We start from the raw sequence: 17452 nt of genomic DNA on the forward strand, positions 1-17452 counted from the left end.
CCCACAGCGCACCGCGCGCCAAGGACTCGCCGAAGTCCTCAGGACGTGGTCGCGGGCCAGTCGATGTGGTGGTCGTAGACCCAGCCCCCGCCCATCGGCGGCGTGCGCTGCCACTGCACCAGGCGCTTGGCCTGGGTGCGCAGGCCGCGGAGGTGGCGTGCCAGGGGGCTGTGGGCACGGCTGGTGCCGGTCATGCCCAGGGCGACGACGGCCTCAACCCGGTCGCGGCGGAGCCGCTCGAACGCGGCGAAGGCTTGGGCCGGGGTGGCGTGGTCGCGCAGGCAGCGGGCGAGCTGGACGCCGTCCTCGACCGCCATCGCCGCGCCCTGCTCGGACGCCGGCGGGGCGACGTGCAAGGCGTCGCCGATGACGATCGCCCGCTCGGTGCACCAGCGGGGCAGGTGCGGGAGGGCGTGGTCGTCGAAGGACAGGACGCGCTCGGAGTTGCCGATGACGATCGGTGCGATCGTGCCGTCACCGCCGAACAGCTCGGCCAGCTCGGCGCGCAGTTCGTCGGTGGTGGGCGGTCTCCCCCGGGCGCGAAGGCTGGTGAACCAGAAGCAGCCGCCGGAGTGCGAGTCGCGCGTGGCGGCGAAGAACCTCTTCGCGCCCACGTAGGAGCGCAGCACCTCCGGTGGCGGTGGTTCGCACGCCGGTTCGGCGGCGTAGCCGTAGACCGTGCGGGTGCCGAGCCGTTCCGGGACCGGGCCGTCGGGGGCGATCCGGCTGCGCACCGTGGAGTGCGTGCCGTCGGCGCCGACGAGGACGTCCCCTTCGACCGCGCTGCCGTCGTCCAGCACCACCGACGGTGCGGTGACGTCGACGAAGACGACGCGGTGGCCGTGGCGGAACTGCGCTCCGCGCTCGACCGCCAGCTCGCGCAGGACGGCCGAGAGCACCGGCCAGTGCATGACCCGCGGCAGTCCGCGGTCCGAGCTCGGGTCGGCGCCGAGCGCGTACCCGACCCGCGTGCCGTCGGCACGGACGCGCTCGCTGCGCACCAGCGGGAACGAGCGGGCGATCACCGCCTGGTGCGCGCCCACGGCCCGCAAGGCGTCCATCCCGTTCGGGTTCAACCGCACGATGGCGCCTTCGCCGTGATCGGCGGGCCGCGATTCCACCACCGTCGCGCCGATTCCCGCGGTTCGCAGGGCCAGCGCCAGCGCCGTCCCGGCGATCCCTCCCCCGCTGATGACGACGTGCTCCACTCGATCCCCCAGCGCTCCAGCCGCCCGAGGCGGGCACTCATTCCCGGCACCCTAGCGCGCACCCCGCAGCCCCCACCGGCGATTTCGGGAACACCCGCCGCACAACGACCCTCGCCATCCCGAAGGCCCAGCAACCGGGCGCGAACCGAGTCCCCGCCGAGGACCGGCACACACGCCGAAGATCCACCGCACGCAGCTGGATCGCGCGCGACCGCACAGCCGCGACGTACCCGAGTGAGCGACAGGACTGACGCCGACCCCCGCCTCACCAGCAACCGCCCGAGCCCCAGCGCCAGGTGCGGAACCCCCAGCACCACCGCGGCTTCAGAGCGGCCGCGTCACCCGAGCGGGGGGGTGGCCGTGCCCTGGTCCACCCACGGCGCTAGGAGCGGCTCGGGTGTGCCCTCCGAAGCGCCGTGCGGAGCTCCGGCGGGAGCAGGAACCCCGCGTGGTCGTGGCGAAGGAGGGATAAGTGCTAGTAGGCTTTCACTTGAGGACCGGGTTGTGGGAAGGGCGGGCGGACGATGACGGTGGAACTACCCCTGCACATGCGACGTGACGGGTTCGGCCCGATCGCCGAGCTCGGCGAGGTGCGCGATCGCGAGGGCGTGGTGGAGGTGCGAACGCCCTTCGGCCAGACCGGGTACCTGGTGACCCGGTTCGCCGACGTCCGCCGCGTGCTCGGTGACCCGGCGCGGTTCAGCAACGCCCGCGCCCGTGCGGCCTCGCCGCTGGAAGCCGAGCTCACCGAGGAGGAAGCGGCCCGCATGCGGGCCGGCGGCCTGCTGGGCTACGACCCGCCCGAGCACTCGCGGCTGCGCCGGATGCTCACCCCGGAGTTCACCGTGCGGCGGATGCGCCGCCTCGAACCGCGGATCGTGGAGATCGTCGACGCCGCGCTCGACGACCTGGAGCGCGCCGGGCGGCCGGCCGACCTGGTGACCCACTTCGCGCTGCCGGTGCCCTCGCTGGTGATCTGCGAACTGCTGGGGGTGCCCTACGCCGACCGCGACGAGTTCCAGGCCGTCTCGGCCCGCCTGCTGGACGCCTCGCTTCCGCTGCACGAGCGGGTGGCCGCGCAGCGGGCCAACCGCGACTACATGGCCGGACTGGTCGCCCGCGCGCAAGCGGACCCGGGTGAGGACATGCTGGGGATGCTGGTGCGCGAGCACGGCGACGACATCACCACCGACGAGCTGGTGGGCATCTCCTCGCTGCTGCTGATCGCCGGGCACGAGACGACGTCCAACATGCTCGGCCTGGGAACCCTGGCACTGCTGCAGAACCCGGACCAGCTGGCCCTGGTCCGCGACGACCCGGCAGTGGTGGAACCGGCGGTCGAGGAACTGCTGCGCTGGCTCTCCATCGTGCACTCGCTGGCCATGCGGATGACCACCGAGGACGTGGAGATCGCCGGACGCACCATCCCGGCCGGCGAGCTGGTGGTGATGTCGATCCCCACGGCCAACCGCGACGCGTCGTTCATCGACGACCCCGAGACGCTGGACATCACCCGGGGCGCCGGCGGCCACCTGGCGTTCGGCCACGGCGTGCACCACTGCCTCGGAGCACCGCTGGCCCGCATGGAGATGCGCATCGCCTTCCCGGCGCTGCTGCGCCGCTTCCCGGACCTCGCGCTGGCGGATCCCGGCGCGGAGCCCGACTTCCGGGTGTTCAACGTCGTCTACGGGCTGCAGGAGCTGCGGTTGACCTGGTGATCGCCGACGCGGCTGACGTGCTGTTACGGTGGCGAGGCCATGGCAGAGCGGACATTGCGGGCGGATGCCGCGCGCAACCACCAGCGGATCGTCGACGCGGCGTTGGCGGCGTTCGAGGACGTCGGCCCGAACGTCACGCTCGACGAGATCGCCGAGCGCGCGGAGCTGAGCGTGGCGACGCTCTACCGACGATTCCGCAACCGCGACCAGGTCGTCCGCGCCGTGTTCGACCACGTGCTCAGCACCGAAGTCGAACCGGTGGCCGCCGCGCACACCGACGACCCCTGGCACGACCTGACCGGGCTGCTGGCCACCGCCGTGGAATCGCTCGCCCGGCACCGTGGATTGCTGGCCGCTGCCCGCGAGACCCACGCGTTCGACGTGGACAGCGTGCAACGCTGTGCGAATTCGCTGCAGCAGATGCTGCAGCGCGCCACCGCCGCGGGCGCAGTCCGCCCGGAGCTCGAGGTCCGCGACCTCGCGGCGGTCATCGTGATGACCTTGAGCACGGTGCACCCGGACGATCCCGGAGGCGTCGACCGCCGGCGCTACCTGGCGCTCCTCCTCGACGGCATACGCCCGTCCCGGGAGACGTTGCCGCCGCCGTCCACGCACGAGGTGCCCGGAACGCGCGGGTGACGCCCACGTCGTCGCACGGCCCAGCGAAGCGAACCCCACGAGGGGGAGAGCTCGCCGAACGCGTGACCGGCACGGCGAGTCCGCGCGTGCCCGTCGCCCGGAGTTCCCCTGATCGGGAGAGCCGGCGGCGTGTTGGACCTGGTGGAATGCGAATTCGGGTTTAGATTGGCACCGGCCCCCAACGGGAGTCACCCAGGCAGGCTTTCCCGTTGGGGGTCTTCTGACGGGTTGTCACCGTGGTGGTGGGAGTTGCCGCGCTCCGGCCAGGTCGCTCCCAGAAGCGGAAGCAGCCCCCACTCGTTGTTCCAGGTCACTCCTCGCACGGGATGAGACCTCGTCGCTGAACCGCTTCGTCGACCGTCGAACACGAGCGCACCGCAGCCACCTCCCAGCAGGTGCAGGACGACTCACCCGTGGGGCTCGCGCTCTTCGAGGTGGACTGAGACGTGAGCGACGCGCTCGGCACCGCGACGCACCACGCGGAACCGATCCTCACGCGCCACCCACGGTGGACGTCGCCGTTTCCTCAGAGGAACGTCCACACCGCGACTGAGCGTTTCTCCGGGATGCTCGCGAGCCACGCGGATGGGTGCCGATCGTGCGGTGGAGAAGGGTGATCCCAGCGATCGCACGGGACAACTCACCGCATTCCCGCGCCGATGAATTCCGTGCGGCCGGTCCACCTCACCGCCGTTCATGGTCACGGGTGGACGCCGATGCGGTGCCGCACCTCCCGAGGCCTGCGACCGGTCGTCCGTCCGCGGTCGAGCGGCGGTGAGCTTGATCAGCGGCCATGTCGGATCACGACGTCCGGGGGGACGACGAATGAGCACACGGGAGCGCTTGCGGGCGCTGGTCGACGCACCGCGGTGCCACCAGTCATCATCGGGGTCATCCTCGTCAACGCCATCACGCTGGGCTGTGAGACCTCACCGGCGCTGGTCGCCGAACACGGGGTGCTGCTGCACGCGGCCGACCGGATCGCGCTGGCGATCTTCGCCGTGGAGCTCGCCGCCCGCCTCGACGCCCACGGGCCCTCGTTCTTCCCGGATCCGTGGAACTGCTTTGACGCGGTGATCATCGGTGTCGCACTGCTGCCCACCTCGGGCGCTTTCGGCGTGCTCCGGGCGCTGCAGGTCCTGCGGGCGCTGCGGCTGGTCTCGGCCGTGCCCAGCATGCGGCGGGTCGTCGGTGCGCTGCTCGGAGCGCTGCTCGGGACGGCCTCGATCGCCACACTGATCGGCCTGGTCCTCTACGTCGGTTCGGTCATCGCCACCACGCTGTTCAGCGCGGTGGCACCCGAGTACTTCGGTGACCTCGGTGCCTCGCTGTTCACCCTGTTCCTCGTCATGACGGGCGAGGCGTGGTCGGAGGTGGCGCGGTCGGTGATGGAGGCCGAACCGCTGGCCTGGGGCTTCTTCATCTCCGACATCGCCGTCACCACGTTCACCGTGCTCAACCTGTTCATCGCGGTGACCGTCTCGGCGATGCGGTCGCAGGTGGCGCGCGAGCACGAGATCGCCGAGGGAAACCAGACCGCGCTCCTGCTCGCTGAGATCCGGCAGCTGCGCGACGAGGTCCGAGGCGTGCAGACTGTGCGCCAGCAGACCTCGGAGAACTAGCAGCCGTCAACACGCCGAGACGCTGCGCGCACCACCTGCCCCGCCGACCAGATCAACCGCTCAACCCCGAAGGAGGAGCCGCGAGTGGACCAGCACCTGGTGCTGTGGGACGTCGACCACACGCTGATCGACTCCCTGGGCTTGGGAGGCACCGCCTACCAGCGCATCTTCCCGGAGGTCACCGGGAAACCGGTGCGCGAGCCCGCCCTGATGGACGGCCGCACCGACCTCGGCACCATCGATCAGATGCTGCGCGCGCACGACATCGAGCCGACCGACGAGGTGGTGGCGGAGATGACCGCGGCGCTGGCCGGGGTCTTCGACGAGGTCCGGGTGGAGTTGGCCGAGAAGGGCCGGGTGCTGCCGGGCGTGCGCGACGCGCTGGCGGCCTTCGGCGCCGACCCCGCGGTGCACCAGAGCGTGCTCACCGGCAACACCGCCGAGGTGGCGCGGATCAAGCTCGACGCGTTCGCGCTGCTCGACCACTTCGACCTGGAGATCGGCGCTTTCGGTGACGACCACCTGCGGCGGCCGGGGCTGGTTCCGGTCGCGCGTGAGCGGGCTGAGCGCAAGCTCGGGATCGACTTCGCGCCGGAGCGGATCGTGCTGATCGGTGACACGCTCAACGACGTGCGCGCGGCCCACGAGTCGGGCGCGCGGTTGGTCGCCGTCGCCACCGGGTCCTACAGCGCCGACGAACTGCGTTCCGCCGGCGCCGAGGTCGTCTTCGACACCCTGCCCGCCCCGGAGGACCTCCGGGCGGCGCTGGGCTGAGCCCTGGGCCTGGCCTTGCCTGCTCGGCGTCGGCGCGGTCGAGCAGGCCGCCCTGCGCCGTTCACGGCGTGGTCATCGGTGGCGCCGCCGGGAGAAGCGTGCGCGGTCGACGGTGGCCACCTCGTGGTGCAGCACTCCAGCTTGCCGGCCGGTGTCGACCTTGATCGCGCGGGCGGTCCAGGTCTGGCGGCCGATGTCGGGTACGGGGCCGCGTTCGCCCTCGATGCGCACGACCTGTCCCGGCAAGGTCGGCGCGGTGCGCTCGTACACCCCGCTGCGCCCGAGCATCGCGAGCTCGTCGGGGACGTCCCGGCCAGCACCGCTCCCGTCGCCAGCACCGGTTCGCCGCGCTCGACGAGCAGCGTGCCGGGCAGGGTGCTCGACACGGTGTGCGCGGTGATCGTGCGGGGGTGCACCTGCACCGACTGCGCCGTGGTCACCTGCCGCCCTCCACCAGGGCCGGTGCGGTCGTGACCACCGCGCCTGCGGTGCGGATCGGCTCCTCCCGGAGACCCGGCCCGCGGGTTGCTCCAGGACACCGCGCAGTCCGGGCAGAACCGCCGCTGCAGCGGCGGTTCCAGCCACCGCACCACTTAGGTGCGCAGTGGACAGCCCAGCGCCAAGGTCGGTGGTCCCGGCCCGTGCAGATCTGTTCCTGCAGCGGTCATCCCACTCTTCCAGGCGAACCTGGCGGACCCTCGTGTCCGCACCGCCCCCGTACATCGGCCGGGCCATGATCAAGGATGCAGAAGCGTGACCGGTCGCGTGCACCGATCGGGCGTCATCCCAGGCTTCGCCGTGAGGAGCGGTGGACGTCAGGTCACCCGAGAGCGGAACAGCCGGAAGACCTCCGGCGCCGACCAGGTGCCGCTGCCCGGTGCGGGCCTCAGCTCGCCGCCGAAGGCCCTGGGCGACTTCGGGAGCACGCCGCGTTGACGAGCGGCGCACCGCGCCCACGCAGCCGCCCACTACTCCACTGTGGACCGGCTCGTGAGGAACTCCTCGACCACCGCCGCCTGGCCGAGGACGGAGTGGCCGACACCGGCGAGCACGCGCACCTCCGCGCCGGGCACCTCCCCGAGCCTGCGGGCGGTCTCGGCGGTGTCGAACATCGCGTCCCGCTCCCCCGCGATCGCCAGCACCGGCATCGACAACCCCGCCAGCTGCGCGTCGGTGAACACCGGCAGCCGCTCGGTCCGCGGCCGGAACGCGCGGTGGGTCGCGGCGAGGTGGTCGAGGAACTGCTCGTCGGCGAGCCCGGCGACCGCGGCCACCGACCGTCGCCTGCCCCAGGGCCCGAGCAACCGCAGCAGCACCACCGGCAAGATCCATCCGTAGGTCTGCCTGCCGACGCCCGCCGGGGCGAGCAGGACGAGCCGCCCCACCCGGTCCGGCCGTCGCACGGCGAGGTCGAGGGCGACCCACGCGCCCAGCGAGCCACCGACCACCGCGGGCGCTCGCAGGCCGAGCGCGTCGAAGACCTCACCGAGCCAGCGCGCGTGCGCGTCGGAGTCCAGGTCCGGGCGGACCTGAGTGCTCAGCCCCGGCTCACCGGGCAGGTCGAGCGCGAGCACGCGGTGGTGCCGCGACCACGTGGGCACCTCCGCCCGCCACATGGCCGTGTTGGTGCCGGACCCGTGCAGCAGCACCAGCGGCGGGCGGTCCTCCGGCCCCGATTCGAGCACGAACGTCGGCCCCAGGGACGTCTCGACCGTCCGACGCTCGGCCGGCACCGGCCAGCTGTCGAGCACGTCCCGGTACGCGCGCTGCACGGCGAGCTCGCCACGCTCGGACTTGTAGATCCCCACCGCTCTCACTCCCCTCCCCATGCTTACGCATCCTTACTCATACTGCACTACTCGCGTCCCTTTGCGTAGTTCGAGTGCCATCTTTGGTCCTCGGTGAAGAATGGGCTTGAGTCTCCAGCCGGTGGAGGGTTGAAGGTGGTCCCCGTGAGCGAGAAACCCGAGCTGTTCACCATCGGTGAGCTGGCGCAGCGGACCGGACTGGCGGTGCGCACCATCCGCTTCTGGTCCGACAGCGACGTGGTGGCGCCCAGCGGACGTTCCGCGGGCGGCTACCGGCTCTACGACGCCGAGGCCGTCGCGCGCCTGGACCTGGTCCGCACGTTGCGGGAACTGGGGCTGGACCTGACGTCAGTGCGGCAGGTGCTGGCGCGGCAGGCGTCCGTCCAGGACGTCGCCGAGGAGCACCTGCGGGCGCTCGACGCGGAACTGCGCACGTTGCACGTCAGGCGCGCGGTGCTGCGGTGGATCGCTCGACGTGGCACCACGACCGAGGAGATGAGGACCATGCACGAGGTGGCGAAGATGTCGGCCGACGAGCGCCAGCGCATCATCGACGACTTCGTCCAGCGCACCTTCGACGGCATCGAGGAGGACGCGCCGGGCGCGGAGATCGCGAAGGGGATGCGCTCGATGCCGCCCCAGCTGCCGGCCGACCCCACCACCGAGCAGGTGGACGCGTGGGTCGAGCTCGCCGAGCTGGTCGGCGACGAGGACTTCCAGCGGCGCTGCCGCGAGATGGCGGTCACCGGCGCGCAGGGCGTCGAGCAGCCCGGCGGCTACTCGCCGGAGAAGGTCATGGAACACGCGGCCGCCGCGCGGCGGGAGGGGATCGCGCCGGACTCCGCCCGCGGCAAGGAGGTCCTGGACCGCATCGTCGACCCGGAGCTGAGCTCGGCCGAGCGCCGAGCGCTGGCCGACACGGTCGAGACGTTCACCGACCGCCGGGTGGAGCGCTACTGGCAGCTGCTGGGCGTGCTCAACGGCTGGCCCGCGTTCGACCCGCACGTCCCGAACTTCGAGTGGCTCGTCGAGGCGCTGCGCGCCCACGCGTGAGTCACACGTTGCGCAGGACGGACACCACGGTTCCCAGGATCACGGCGTCGTCACCGTCGATGACGTCGTAGTCCGGGTTGCGGGGCTCGAGGTAGACGTGACCGCCGCGGCGGCGGAACACCTTGACCGTGGCCTCGTCGTCGAGCATCGCGGCGACGATCTGCCCGGAGTGCGCCTCGGGCTGCTGGCGCACGACGACGATGTCGCCGTCGCAGATCGCGGCGTCGACCATCGAGTCACCGCGCACCCGCAGCCCGAAGACGTTGCCGCGCCCGGTGAGTTCGCGCGGCAACGTCAGCACGTCGTCGACGTGCTCCTCCGCGGCGATGGGCGTTCCGGCCGCGATGTCACCGACGACCGGCACCGGCACGTTCCGGTCGTCGCGGGGCCGGGACTGCCTGTCCTGCAGGAAGATCCGCACGTCGATGGGCCGGGAGAGGGTGTCGCTGCGCCGCAGGAAGCCCCTCTCCTCCAGGCTCGCCAGGTGGCGCGACACCGAGGACGACGAGCGCAGCCCGACCGCCTCGCCGATCTGCCGGGTGCTCGGCGCGTAACCGTGCTTGAGCACCCAGTCCCGGATGGTGGCCAGGATGCGCTGCTGGCGCTCCGGCAGGACCGAGGTGTCCAGGTGCTCGAGGTCGAGGTCGTCCAACGCAGTCATCCGGGCCATCCTAATCGGCCGTCCGGCGGGATGATCTCCCTGGTCACGGCAGCACTCGTTGAAACATGTTCTAGCGCTCGGGTAGCGTCACCCGCATGGGACGTGTGGACGGCAAGGTAGCCATCATCACCGGTGGCGCCCGGGGCATGGGCGCCGCGCACGCTCGGGCGCTGGCCGACGAGGGCGGGAAGGTCGTCATCGGCGACATCCTCGACGAGCAGGGCAAGGCGCTGGCCGACGAGATCGGCCCGGCGGCGCGCTACGCGCACCTGGACGTGACCCGGCCCGAGGACTGGCGAGCGGCGGTGGACCTCGCGATCGGCGAGTTCGGCCTGCTCAACGTGCTGGTCAACAACGCGGGCATCGTCAACGGCAGCACCATCGAGAACTTCGACCTCGCGCGCTGGCAGCAGATCCTGGACGTCAACCTGACCGGCACGTTCCTGGGCGTGCAGGCGGCGGTGGAGCCGATGAAGGCCGCGGGCGGCGGCTCGATCATGAACATCTCGTCGGTCGAGGGACTGCGCGGAAGCCCTTGGGCGCACGGCTACGTCGCCACCAAGTGGGGCGTGCGCGGCCTGGCGAAGTCGGCGGCGCTGGAGCTCGCCCCGCACAAGATCCGGGTGAACTCCGTCCACCCGGGGCTGATCCGCACGCCGATGACCGAGAACCTGCCCGAGGACATCATCAAGACACCGCTGGGCCGCGCCGCCGACCCCGAGGAGGTGTCGACGTTCGTGGTGTTCCTGGCCAGCGACGAGTCGTCGTTCGCCACCGGGGCGGAGTTCGTCGTCGACGGCGGTCTGGTCGCCGACGTGCCGCACGCCTGACCGGAGGGCCGCGCAGCCGAGCTACGCGGCGAAGCGGCCCTTCCCCGTGCCCAGGGGCAGGTCGAGGGTGGTGCGGATGCCGGGTTCGGCGGCCACGACCGCCGGGATGGCGTTCACGATCCGGCCCGCCGCCGCGACGATGGCGGCGTGGTTGTGATCGCCCTGTCGGCTGGTCGGGCAGATGTCGACGGCGTAGGACGGTTCTCCGGTGATCTCCACCCGGTAGGAACCGCCGGGCTGCGCCGGTCGCGCCCAGTCCGGCCGCAGGTCCTCGCGCAGCCGCGTCACGTGCTCGACGACGATCGCGGGACGCCCCGCCACCACACCGGTGATCTCGAAGCGGACCGCTGCGGTGCCGCCGCGCGGGATGTGGCCGGCGGCGACGTCGAAGGCCTCCGGCGCGGGTTCGCGCTCGACGTGCTCGGTGATCTCGTCGACCTCGACGCCGAGACCGGCCGCCAGCTGCCGGATCGTGGTTCCCCACGCCATCCCCAGCACGCCCGGTAGGTAGAGCATCGGTGTCTCGTCCTCGGGCTTGCCGAAGCCCATGACGTCGAACATGACGGTGGCGCCGTCGTAGGTGGCGTAGTCGGCGATCTCCAGGCACCGCACCTGCTCGACGCGCCGGCAGGTGCTCATCAGCGCGAACGGCAGGAGGTCGTTGGCGAAACCCGGGTCCACGCCGGTGATGAACAGGCTCGCACCGCCGTCCCGCGCGGCCTGTTCCACGCCGTCGACCACGTCCTGCGGGAACACCTGCCACGGGTGCTGCAGGGTCACCGGGGCCGATCCGACGACGTCGATGCCCGCGGCGAGCAGCTGCCGGACGTCCTCGATCGCCTCGAACGGCCGCGTGTCGCCCATCGCGCAGTACACCGCGCAATCCGGTCGTGCGGCGATGATCTCGTCGAAGTCCCCGGTGGCGGGGATGCCGGTGACGCCGTCGAGCCCGGCGAGCTCACCGGCGTCGCGACCGACCTTCGCCGCGTTCGACACCCACACGCCGGTGAGTTCGCACTCGGGCGCCTCCAGCACCCCCGCGAGCGCGAGTCGTCCCACGTTGCCCGTGCCGATGTGCGCCACCCGGATTCCCACTGCGCCCGCCTCCTCGCCGATCGACATCCGCGCCGGAGGCTACCCGCCCGCACCCCATCCCTGGAACATGTTCCACATCGATGGGGAACCGTCGAGGAGGCGCAGGACCGTGCGAGCGACGGACCACCGCCGCACCACCGGGCACGGGACGTGGTCGTCCCTACTGGGGTGCAGCAGCCAACTCCTGCACGGGCGCACCCAGCAGGCCGGCAGCTTCCGAGGCGGTCTGCTGGGCCAGTTGCAGAGCACCGTGCAGGAGTTCGGTGGCTTGCTCCGGCCCGCCCGCGGGGGCTGCCACCACGATCCCGCCACCCGCCAGCACGAAGCCCGCCGCCATCGTCGCCACGAACGTGGAACGCAACCGCATCACGACCTCCTAGAGGTAAGCCCCTTTCCGGCTCACCCAGAGGTACTAGGTGTCGAGAGGCGTGCAGCGCGACGCCACGATGGGATGAGGCCGGCGTCCCGCCCTTCCGTCGTTCCGCAGCCCGCGACGGCGGTGCGTCGAGAACGCGCAGCACGGGCTGTCATTCGGCGGCGAGCAGCACGTCCACCGACGACGGCGAGTACACCGAGTCGACGACCGTGGCGTGGAGGCCGAGGATCCCGGCCCGCTCGCCCAGTTCCGTCGTGGTGACCAGGAGGTTGCGCGTCGCCCGCGGGAGGGCCCGCTGGTAGAGCACTTCGCGGAGCCCGCTGACGAACTGGGCTTCGGCGAGGTCTCCGGCGAGCACCAGCACCTGCGGGTTGACCAGGCACACCACGGTGCTGAGCACTTCGCCGATGAGCTGCCCCGCCTCCCGGGCCAGCCGCACCGCCTCCGGCTGCCCTTCGCGGACGCGGGAGGCGAACTCGCGGCTGGAGGCGGTCGGCACACCGGCGGCGTTCAGCCGTCGCGCGAGAGCCGAGCCGCTGGCCAGCGCGGCGAGGCAGCCCGTCGAGCCGCACATGCACTGCGCCTCCGAGGCGTTCTCGACCCGGACGTGGCCGAGGTCGCCCGCGCCTCCGTCGACCCCCCGGTAGACCTCGCCGCCGAGGACCATGCCCGCCCCGATGCCGGTGGCGACCTTCACCAGCACCAGCGAGGAGCTCTCCGGGAACCGCGCGGTGCGCTCACCGATGGCCATGACGTTGGCGTCGTTGTCCACCAGGACCGGCACGTCCCAGCGCTCACGCAGGTGCTCGGCGATCGGGAACCCGTCCCAGCCGGGCATGATCGGCGGCTGGCGCACCACGCCCGCCTCGAACTCGACAGGCCCGGGAACGCCGAGCCCGATGCCGCGGACCTCGTCCGGGCAGCGCCCGGCCTGCTCCAGCAGGTCCCGGAAGCGCCGGTCCGCCCAGTCCAGGACGGCGTCCGGGCCGTCGGCGACGTCGATCCGCTCGACCTCCTCGGCCAGCGCGCGGCCGGCGAGGTCGAACAGCGCGGTGCGGGCGCGGGTGGCGCCGAGGTCGGCGGCCAGCACCAGGCCGTGCTCGTGGTTGAAGTCGAGCCGCACCGGCGGCCGTCCACCGGTGGAGGAGTCGACGCCGGTCGGGCGCAGGAACCCGTGGGACAGCAGCGCGTCGAGCCGCTGGCCCACGGTGGACCGGGACAGGCCGGTGACCTTCTGCAGTTCCGCGCGCGTGCGGGCACGCCCGGTCCGCACCAGCCACAGCAGGTGGCCCGCGCTGGTCAGGTCCTCAGCCCTTGTCGGCACCGCTGGTGAGCCCTTCGGTCAGCATTCGTTCCGCCGCGTAGAACAGCACGACGATCGGAACCGTCAGCACCACCGATCCTGCCATGAGCACGGTCTTGGGCACCTCGATGCCGCTGGAGAGCTGCGCCAGGCCCAGTGACACCGTCCAGCCGTCGCGGTCCTCGACCAGGAACAGCAGCGCGAACAGGAACTCGTTCCAGGCGATCATGAACACGTACAAGCCGTTGGCCAGGAGCGCGGGCGCGGCCAACGGCATCGTGACCCGCCACATCGTCTGCCACCGCGTGCACCCGTCGACGGCGGCGGCCTCCTCGACCGCGTCCGGGATCGTCGACAGGTAGTTGCGCAGCATGTAGATGGACACCGGCACGGTCTGGGCGATGTAGACGATCGCCAGGCCGAGCAGCGACCCGCGCAGGCCGAGGCGGGTGAACGCCACGAACAGCGGCACGGCCAGCAGGATCGCCGGGAACATGTAGACCGCCAGGAACAGGAAGTGGACCTGTCCTCGTCCGGTGAAGCGCAGCCGGCTGACGGCGTAGGCGCCGGGGATGGTCACCGCCAGCGTCAGCACCACGGTCCCCAGCGACACCAGCGCCGAGTTCGTCAGCAGCGTCAGCATGCCCTGGCCCTCGGCGTCCTCGGACCGCAGCACCTCGGCGTAGGTCTCGGTGGTCCACTCCGAGAAGCCCACCCACAGCGCTCCCGGGTCCTGGAGCAGCTGTTCGACGGGGCGCACCGACAGCAGCAGCATGTAGTAGAACGGGAACAGCGTCGCCACGGCGAGTCCCGCGAGCACCACCCAGCGCAGCGCGCCGAAGAGCCGGGTCTCGAAACCGTTCCGGGTCATCACGACTCCTCACCGTCCGCCCTGGGGGCGAAGAACTTCAGGTAGACCGCCAGGAAGACCAGCAGCACCGCCGCCAGCACCAGCGCCTGTGCGGAGGCGGCACCGACGTCGAAGCGCGCGGTGAGGAAGTCGTAGACCCGCACGCTGGCCACGTCCGTGCCCGACCCGCCACCGGTGAGCAGGTAGACGTCGTCGAACTTGTTGAAGTTCATGACGAACCGCAGCATCGCCAGCAGCGCCAGGACGGGAGCGAGCTGCGGCCAGACGATGTGCCGGAACCGCTGGGTCGGCGCGGCGTCGTCGACCACGGCGGCCTCTTCGAGGTCGCGCGGGATCGCCTGCATCCGCGCCAGCAGGAACAGGAACGCGAAGGGGAAGTACCGCCACCCCTCGAAGACGATCACGGTCAGCAGCGCGACGGGGACCGGGACCTGCAGGCCCAGCAGGGAGACCGTGGTCTCGCGGTCGGTGAGGAAGGCGATCGGCTCGTCCCACCCCAGCAGGCGCATCCCCCAGTCGTTGACGATGCCGTACTGTGGGCTGAGCATCACCTCCCACACGAACGCCACCGCGACCACCGGCGCGACGTAAGGCAGCAGCATCGCGCCGCGCAGCAGGGCGCGCCCGCGGAACGGCCGCCGCAGCGCCAGAGCCGCGACCAGGCCGAGCCCGAGCGAGAGGAGCGTGCCGCCCACCGCGTAGGCCACCGTGGTGCCCAGCGAGCTCCAGAAGCCCGGGGACCCGAGCACGGTGCTGAAGTTGCGCAGCGTGTAGGCGTCGAACAGCCCAGCGCTCTGGATGTCGATGAGCCGGATGCGCTGGAAGGCCAGCACCACCGTCCACAGGATCGGCAGCACCACGACCGCCAGCACCACCAGCAGCGTGGGCGAGATGAGCAGCAGTCCGTCCCGGTTCTCGCGCTGCCGCAACGTGCGACGCCTCGTCGTCGGGGTCGTCGTCGAAGTCATGGTCGGGCCTTCCTAGTTCAAGGAGGTCTGGATGGCGCGGACCTCGTCGGCGGCCTCGCCGGCCGTCTCGGCCGGATCGCCGCCGTTGAGCAACGAGTTCACGGCGTGCGGCACGGGCATCTCACCGAGGGTCGCGCCGACGAGCACGCCTTGGCGCTGCTCGAAGCCCCAGCGGCGGAACCGGTCGGCGCCGGTGCGCAGCTCGTCGATCGTCTCCGGCGGGTAGATCTCGCCCAGCCGTCGCTTGACGTCGACACCGGCCGGTGCCTGCTGCCAGGCGCGGGTGAAGCGCTCGGGGTCCTGTGCGGTTCCCTTGCGGGCGGGCAGCTTCCCCTCCGGCGCCATGCCCAGCCAGTCCGGGTAGCCCTCGTCGAGCATGTGCTCCACGAAGCGCTTGGCCTGCTCGCGCTTGGCGCCCACCGGCACGGTCCACGACGTGAGTTCGCCGTACTGGGCCGGTTCGGTGGCGTCGGGTCCCTTGAGGGCGCTGACGATCCCGGTGTTGCGGGCCAGGAACGTCGGGTCGTCCTGGCACTGCGAGCAGGCGGGTGCCGCGTCGGCACGCAGACCGCCGAGCTCGTCGAGCAGGAAGGTCGACCAGGACAGCATCGCCGAGCGGCCGGCGAAGTAGGTGGCGCGGGTGGAGTCGATGTCCTGCGCCCCGGGCGGGGAGTACCGGCTGATCAGCCCGTGGACGAACCGGAAGGTCTCGCGGCACTGCGGGCTGTCGAGCTCGACGCGGCCGGCTCCGTCGACGAGCCGGCAGTCGTTGGCCAGCGCGAAGGATTCGAAGGCCTGGCCGGTGGCGGTGTCGTTGGCGTGCGTGGCCATCGAGATGCCGGAGGTGCCACCGCGGTTGAGCACCCGCGCGGCGTGCTCGATCTTCTCGTAGGTGTCAGGCACCGGAAGGCCGGCCTGGGCGAAGAGGTCCTTGCGGTAGGCCAGGACTTGGGCCCACGCGTCGGAGGGCACGGCCAGTCGGCGGTCGCCGTCGGCGGTGAGCTGCAGCGCCCGCTGGGAGAACGTGTCGGGTCCGAGCGCGTCGAGGACCTCCTGGTTGGCGCGGGTGTCGAGGAGTTCGTTGCCGGCCATCTGCCAGGTCGCGCTCAGCGGCAGCGCACCGATGACGTCGGGCATGGTGCCCGCTGCAGCGGCGGACATGATCATCTGGCTGAACTGGTTCTCGTCGACGGCGACCACGCGCACCGGGATCCCGGTCTCGGCGGTGAACCGCTGCGTGATGGCTTCGGTCGCGCGCACCCGGTCGGACTGGCTCTCCAAGCTCCACACGACCAGCGCGTCGTCCTCTGCCGGGGGTGCGCACCCGGACAGCAGCGCGGTGCAGCCGACCACCGCCAGCACGACGCCCATCAGCCTGGACCTGGCCCGCATCACCATCACGCTCCTTCGCGCGTTCCTCGCCGCCGCATCACACCAGAGACTTATGATTGCCCGCAAGACATAAGTATGTAGACTGCGCGACAAATCTCGGAGCGAGGAGGCCCCGTGCCACGGGTCGTGCAGTTCACCGGTCCCCGACAGGTCGACGTCACCGCCATCCCCACTGAAACCCGTGCGGCGGGCCAAGTCCGGGTCCGCACCCGGTACTCCGGCATCTCCGCCGGCACCGAGCTCACCGCCTACCGCGGCACGAACCCCTACCTGACGCGGACCTGGGACGCCGAGCGCCGCCTGTTCACCGGCACCGCCTCGGCACCGACGCAGCCCTACCCCGTCGTCGGCTGGGGGTACTCGGAGGTCGGCGAGGTCGTCGAAGCCGACGACCCGGCACGGGTGAGCGAGCAGGTGTGGGGCATCTGGGGCCACCGCAGCGAAGCCGTTCTCCCGGCGGAGGAGGTCCGGCGCGTCCCGGGCGGCGTGCACCCGCTGGCCGCCGCGTTCGCGCGGGTGGGAGCGGTGGCGCTCAACGCCGTGCTGTCCGCAGAGGTGCACCTCGGCGAGCGGGTCGCGGTGTTCGGGCAGGGTGTGATCGGCCTGCTGGCGACGAGACTGCTGCGCTGCAGCGGCGTCGAGGTCGTCGCCGTGGACACCATCGCGCAGCGCAGGGACAAGGCCCTCGAGTTCGGCGCCGCGCACGCCGTGGAGGGCGCCGGGGCCGCGGAGCGGGTGCGCGAGCTGGGCGGCGCGGACGTGGCGATCGACCTCAGCGGCTCCTACCGCGCGCTGCACGAGGCGATCCGGACCGTGGTGGTCGGCGGCCGGGTGGTCGCCGCGGGCTTCTACCAGGACGAAGCCGTGGGGCTGCGGCTCGGCGAGGAGTTCCACCACAACCGCGTCGAGCTGGTCAGCTCCCAGATCGGCGGTGTGCCGCCCAAGCTGGCCGGGCGCTGGGACCAGGACCGGCTCACCACGACCTTCCTCGACCAGTGCGCCCGCGGAGCCGTCGACCCGACCGCGCTGGTCACCCACCTGCTCGCCCCCTCGGACGTCGAGCGCGCCTACCGGCTGCTCGACGAGGGGGCGCCCGAGGTGCTGCAGATCGTCCTCGACTTCGAACAGGAGTGA

The 17452-nt window shown here is 71.7% G+C and carries 17 protein-coding genes; 7 read left to right on the forward strand and 10 right to left on the reverse strand.

The window, feature by feature from the left end; genetic code table 11:
• Positions 1 to 38: 38 nt before the first annotated feature.
• On the reverse strand, positions 39 to 1208 hold the full coding sequence (locus tag EIL87_RS21045) for an FAD-dependent oxidoreductase (RefSeq protein ID WP_158628680.1): 1170 nt from the start codon (positions 1206 to 1208) through the stop codon (positions 39 to 41).
• Between the two features lie 548 nt (positions 1209 to 1756).
• Here EIL87_RS21045 and EIL87_RS21050 point away from each other — a divergent pair.
• The 4 genes from EIL87_RS21050 to EIL87_RS21065 all read left to right on the forward strand — a co-directional run bounded on the left by EIL87_RS21050 (position 1757) and on the right by EIL87_RS21065 (position 5961).
• On the forward strand, positions 1757 to 2926 hold the full coding sequence (locus tag EIL87_RS21050) for a cytochrome P450 (RefSeq protein WP_125092298.1): 1170 nt from the start codon (positions 1757 to 1759) through the stop codon (positions 2924 to 2926).
• Positions 2927 to 2965: 39 nt separating this feature from the next.
• Entirely contained in the window at positions 2966 to 3565 is a 600-nt protein-coding gene (locus EIL87_RS21055; protein WP_125092299.1) for a TetR/AcrR family transcriptional regulator, read from the forward strand.
• Positions 3566 to 4434: 869 nt separating this feature from the next.
• Entirely contained in the window at positions 4435 to 5187 is a 753-nt protein-coding gene (locus EIL87_RS21060; protein WP_233576433.1) for an ion transporter, read from the forward strand.
• A gap of 84 nt (positions 5188 to 5271) precedes the next feature.
• Positions 5272 to 5961 carry an HAD family hydrolase gene (locus EIL87_RS21065; RefSeq protein ID WP_125092300.1) on the forward strand — a complete coding sequence of 230 codons (690 nt, stop codon included), beginning with the start codon at positions 5272 to 5274 and terminating at the stop codon, positions 5959 to 5961.
• 72 nt (positions 5962 to 6033) lie between these two features.
• Here EIL87_RS21065 and EIL87_RS21070 read toward each other — a convergent pair whose 3' ends face one another.
• Both EIL87_RS21070 and EIL87_RS21075 read right to left on the reverse strand, forming a co-directional pair.
• Complete coding sequence (locus EIL87_RS21070) at positions 6034 to 6249, reverse strand: hypothetical protein (protein ID WP_125092301.1); 216 nt, start codon at positions 6247 to 6249, stop codon at positions 6034 to 6036.
• 680 nt (positions 6250 to 6929) lie between these two features.
• Positions 6930 to 7769 (reverse strand): alpha/beta fold hydrolase, encoded by an 840-nt coding sequence (locus tag EIL87_RS21075; RefSeq protein ID WP_325049497.1) that lies wholly within the window; start codon positions 7767 to 7769, stop codon positions 6930 to 6932.
• Between the two features lie 144 nt (positions 7770 to 7913).
• Between EIL87_RS21075 and EIL87_RS21080 the strand changes: the two genes are divergently transcribed.
• On the forward strand, positions 7914 to 8822 hold the full coding sequence (locus EIL87_RS21080) for a helix-turn-helix domain-containing protein (RefSeq protein ID WP_125092303.1): 909 nt from the start codon (positions 7914 to 7916) through the stop codon (positions 8820 to 8822).
• A gap of 1 nt (position 8823) precedes the next feature.
• Here EIL87_RS21080 and lexA read toward each other — a convergent pair whose 3' ends face one another.
• Positions 8824 to 9483: a transcriptional repressor LexA gene (gene lexA, locus EIL87_RS21085; RefSeq protein WP_125092304.1), complete on the reverse strand. Its 660-nt coding sequence runs from the start codon at positions 9481 to 9483 to the stop codon at positions 8824 to 8826.
• A gap of 95 nt (positions 9484 to 9578) precedes the next feature.
• Here lexA and EIL87_RS21090 point away from each other — a divergent pair, with 95 nt between their 5' ends.
• A complete protein-coding gene (locus tag EIL87_RS21090) occupies positions 9579 to 10313 on the forward strand; it encodes a glucose 1-dehydrogenase (protein WP_125092305.1) in 735 nt (244 codons plus the stop codon).
• Positions 10314 to 10334: 21 nt separating this feature from the next.
• Here the strand turns inward: EIL87_RS21090 and EIL87_RS21095 are convergent, their stop codons facing one another.
• The 6 genes from EIL87_RS21095 to EIL87_RS21120 all read right to left on the reverse strand — a co-directional run bounded on the left by EIL87_RS21095 (position 10335) and on the right by EIL87_RS21120 (position 16318).
• Positions 10335 to 11435 carry an NAD(P)H-dependent amine dehydrogenase family protein gene (locus EIL87_RS21095; protein WP_199740538.1) on the reverse strand — a complete coding sequence of 367 codons (1101 nt, stop codon included), beginning with the start codon at positions 11433 to 11435 and terminating at the stop codon, positions 10335 to 10337.
• Between the two features lie 133 nt (positions 11436 to 11568).
• Positions 11569 to 11775, reverse strand: coding sequence for a hypothetical protein (locus EIL87_RS21100; protein WP_125092306.1), 207 nt, complete (start codon positions 11773 to 11775; stop codon positions 11569 to 11571).
• Positions 11776 to 11935: 160 nt separating this feature from the next.
• Complete coding sequence (locus EIL87_RS21105) at positions 11936 to 13108, reverse strand: ROK family transcriptional regulator (protein WP_233576434.1); 1173 nt, start codon at positions 13106 to 13108, stop codon at positions 11936 to 11938.
• A complete protein-coding gene (locus EIL87_RS21110) occupies positions 13092 to 13958 on the reverse strand; it encodes a carbohydrate ABC transporter permease (protein ID WP_125092307.1) in 867 nt (288 codons plus the stop codon). The genes EIL87_RS21105 and EIL87_RS21110 overlap by 17 nt, the downstream gene beginning before the upstream one ends.
• Positions 13958 to 14926 carry a carbohydrate ABC transporter permease gene (locus tag EIL87_RS21115; RefSeq protein WP_125092308.1) on the reverse strand — a complete coding sequence of 323 codons (969 nt, stop codon included), beginning with the start codon at positions 14924 to 14926 and terminating at the stop codon, positions 13958 to 13960. The genes EIL87_RS21110 and EIL87_RS21115 overlap by 1 nt, the downstream gene beginning before the upstream one ends.
• A gap of 12 nt (positions 14927 to 14938) precedes the next feature.
• Complete coding sequence (locus EIL87_RS21120; RefSeq protein WP_125092309.1) at positions 14939 to 16318, reverse strand: ABC transporter substrate-binding protein; 1380 nt, start codon at positions 16316 to 16318, stop codon at positions 14939 to 14941.
• Positions 16319 to 16432: 114 nt separating this feature from the next.
• On the opposite strand from EIL87_RS21120, the gene EIL87_RS21125 reads away from it, so the two are divergent.
• Positions 16433 to 17452: a zinc-dependent alcohol dehydrogenase gene (locus EIL87_RS21125; protein ID WP_125092310.1), complete on the forward strand. Its 1020-nt coding sequence runs from the start codon at positions 16433 to 16435 to the stop codon at positions 17450 to 17452.

The sequence above is a fragment of the Saccharopolyspora rhizosphaerae genome (assembly GCF_003931915.1).
Taxonomy (GTDB): domain Bacteria; phylum Actinomycetota; class Actinomycetes; order Mycobacteriales; family Pseudonocardiaceae; genus Saccharopolyspora; species Saccharopolyspora rhizosphaerae.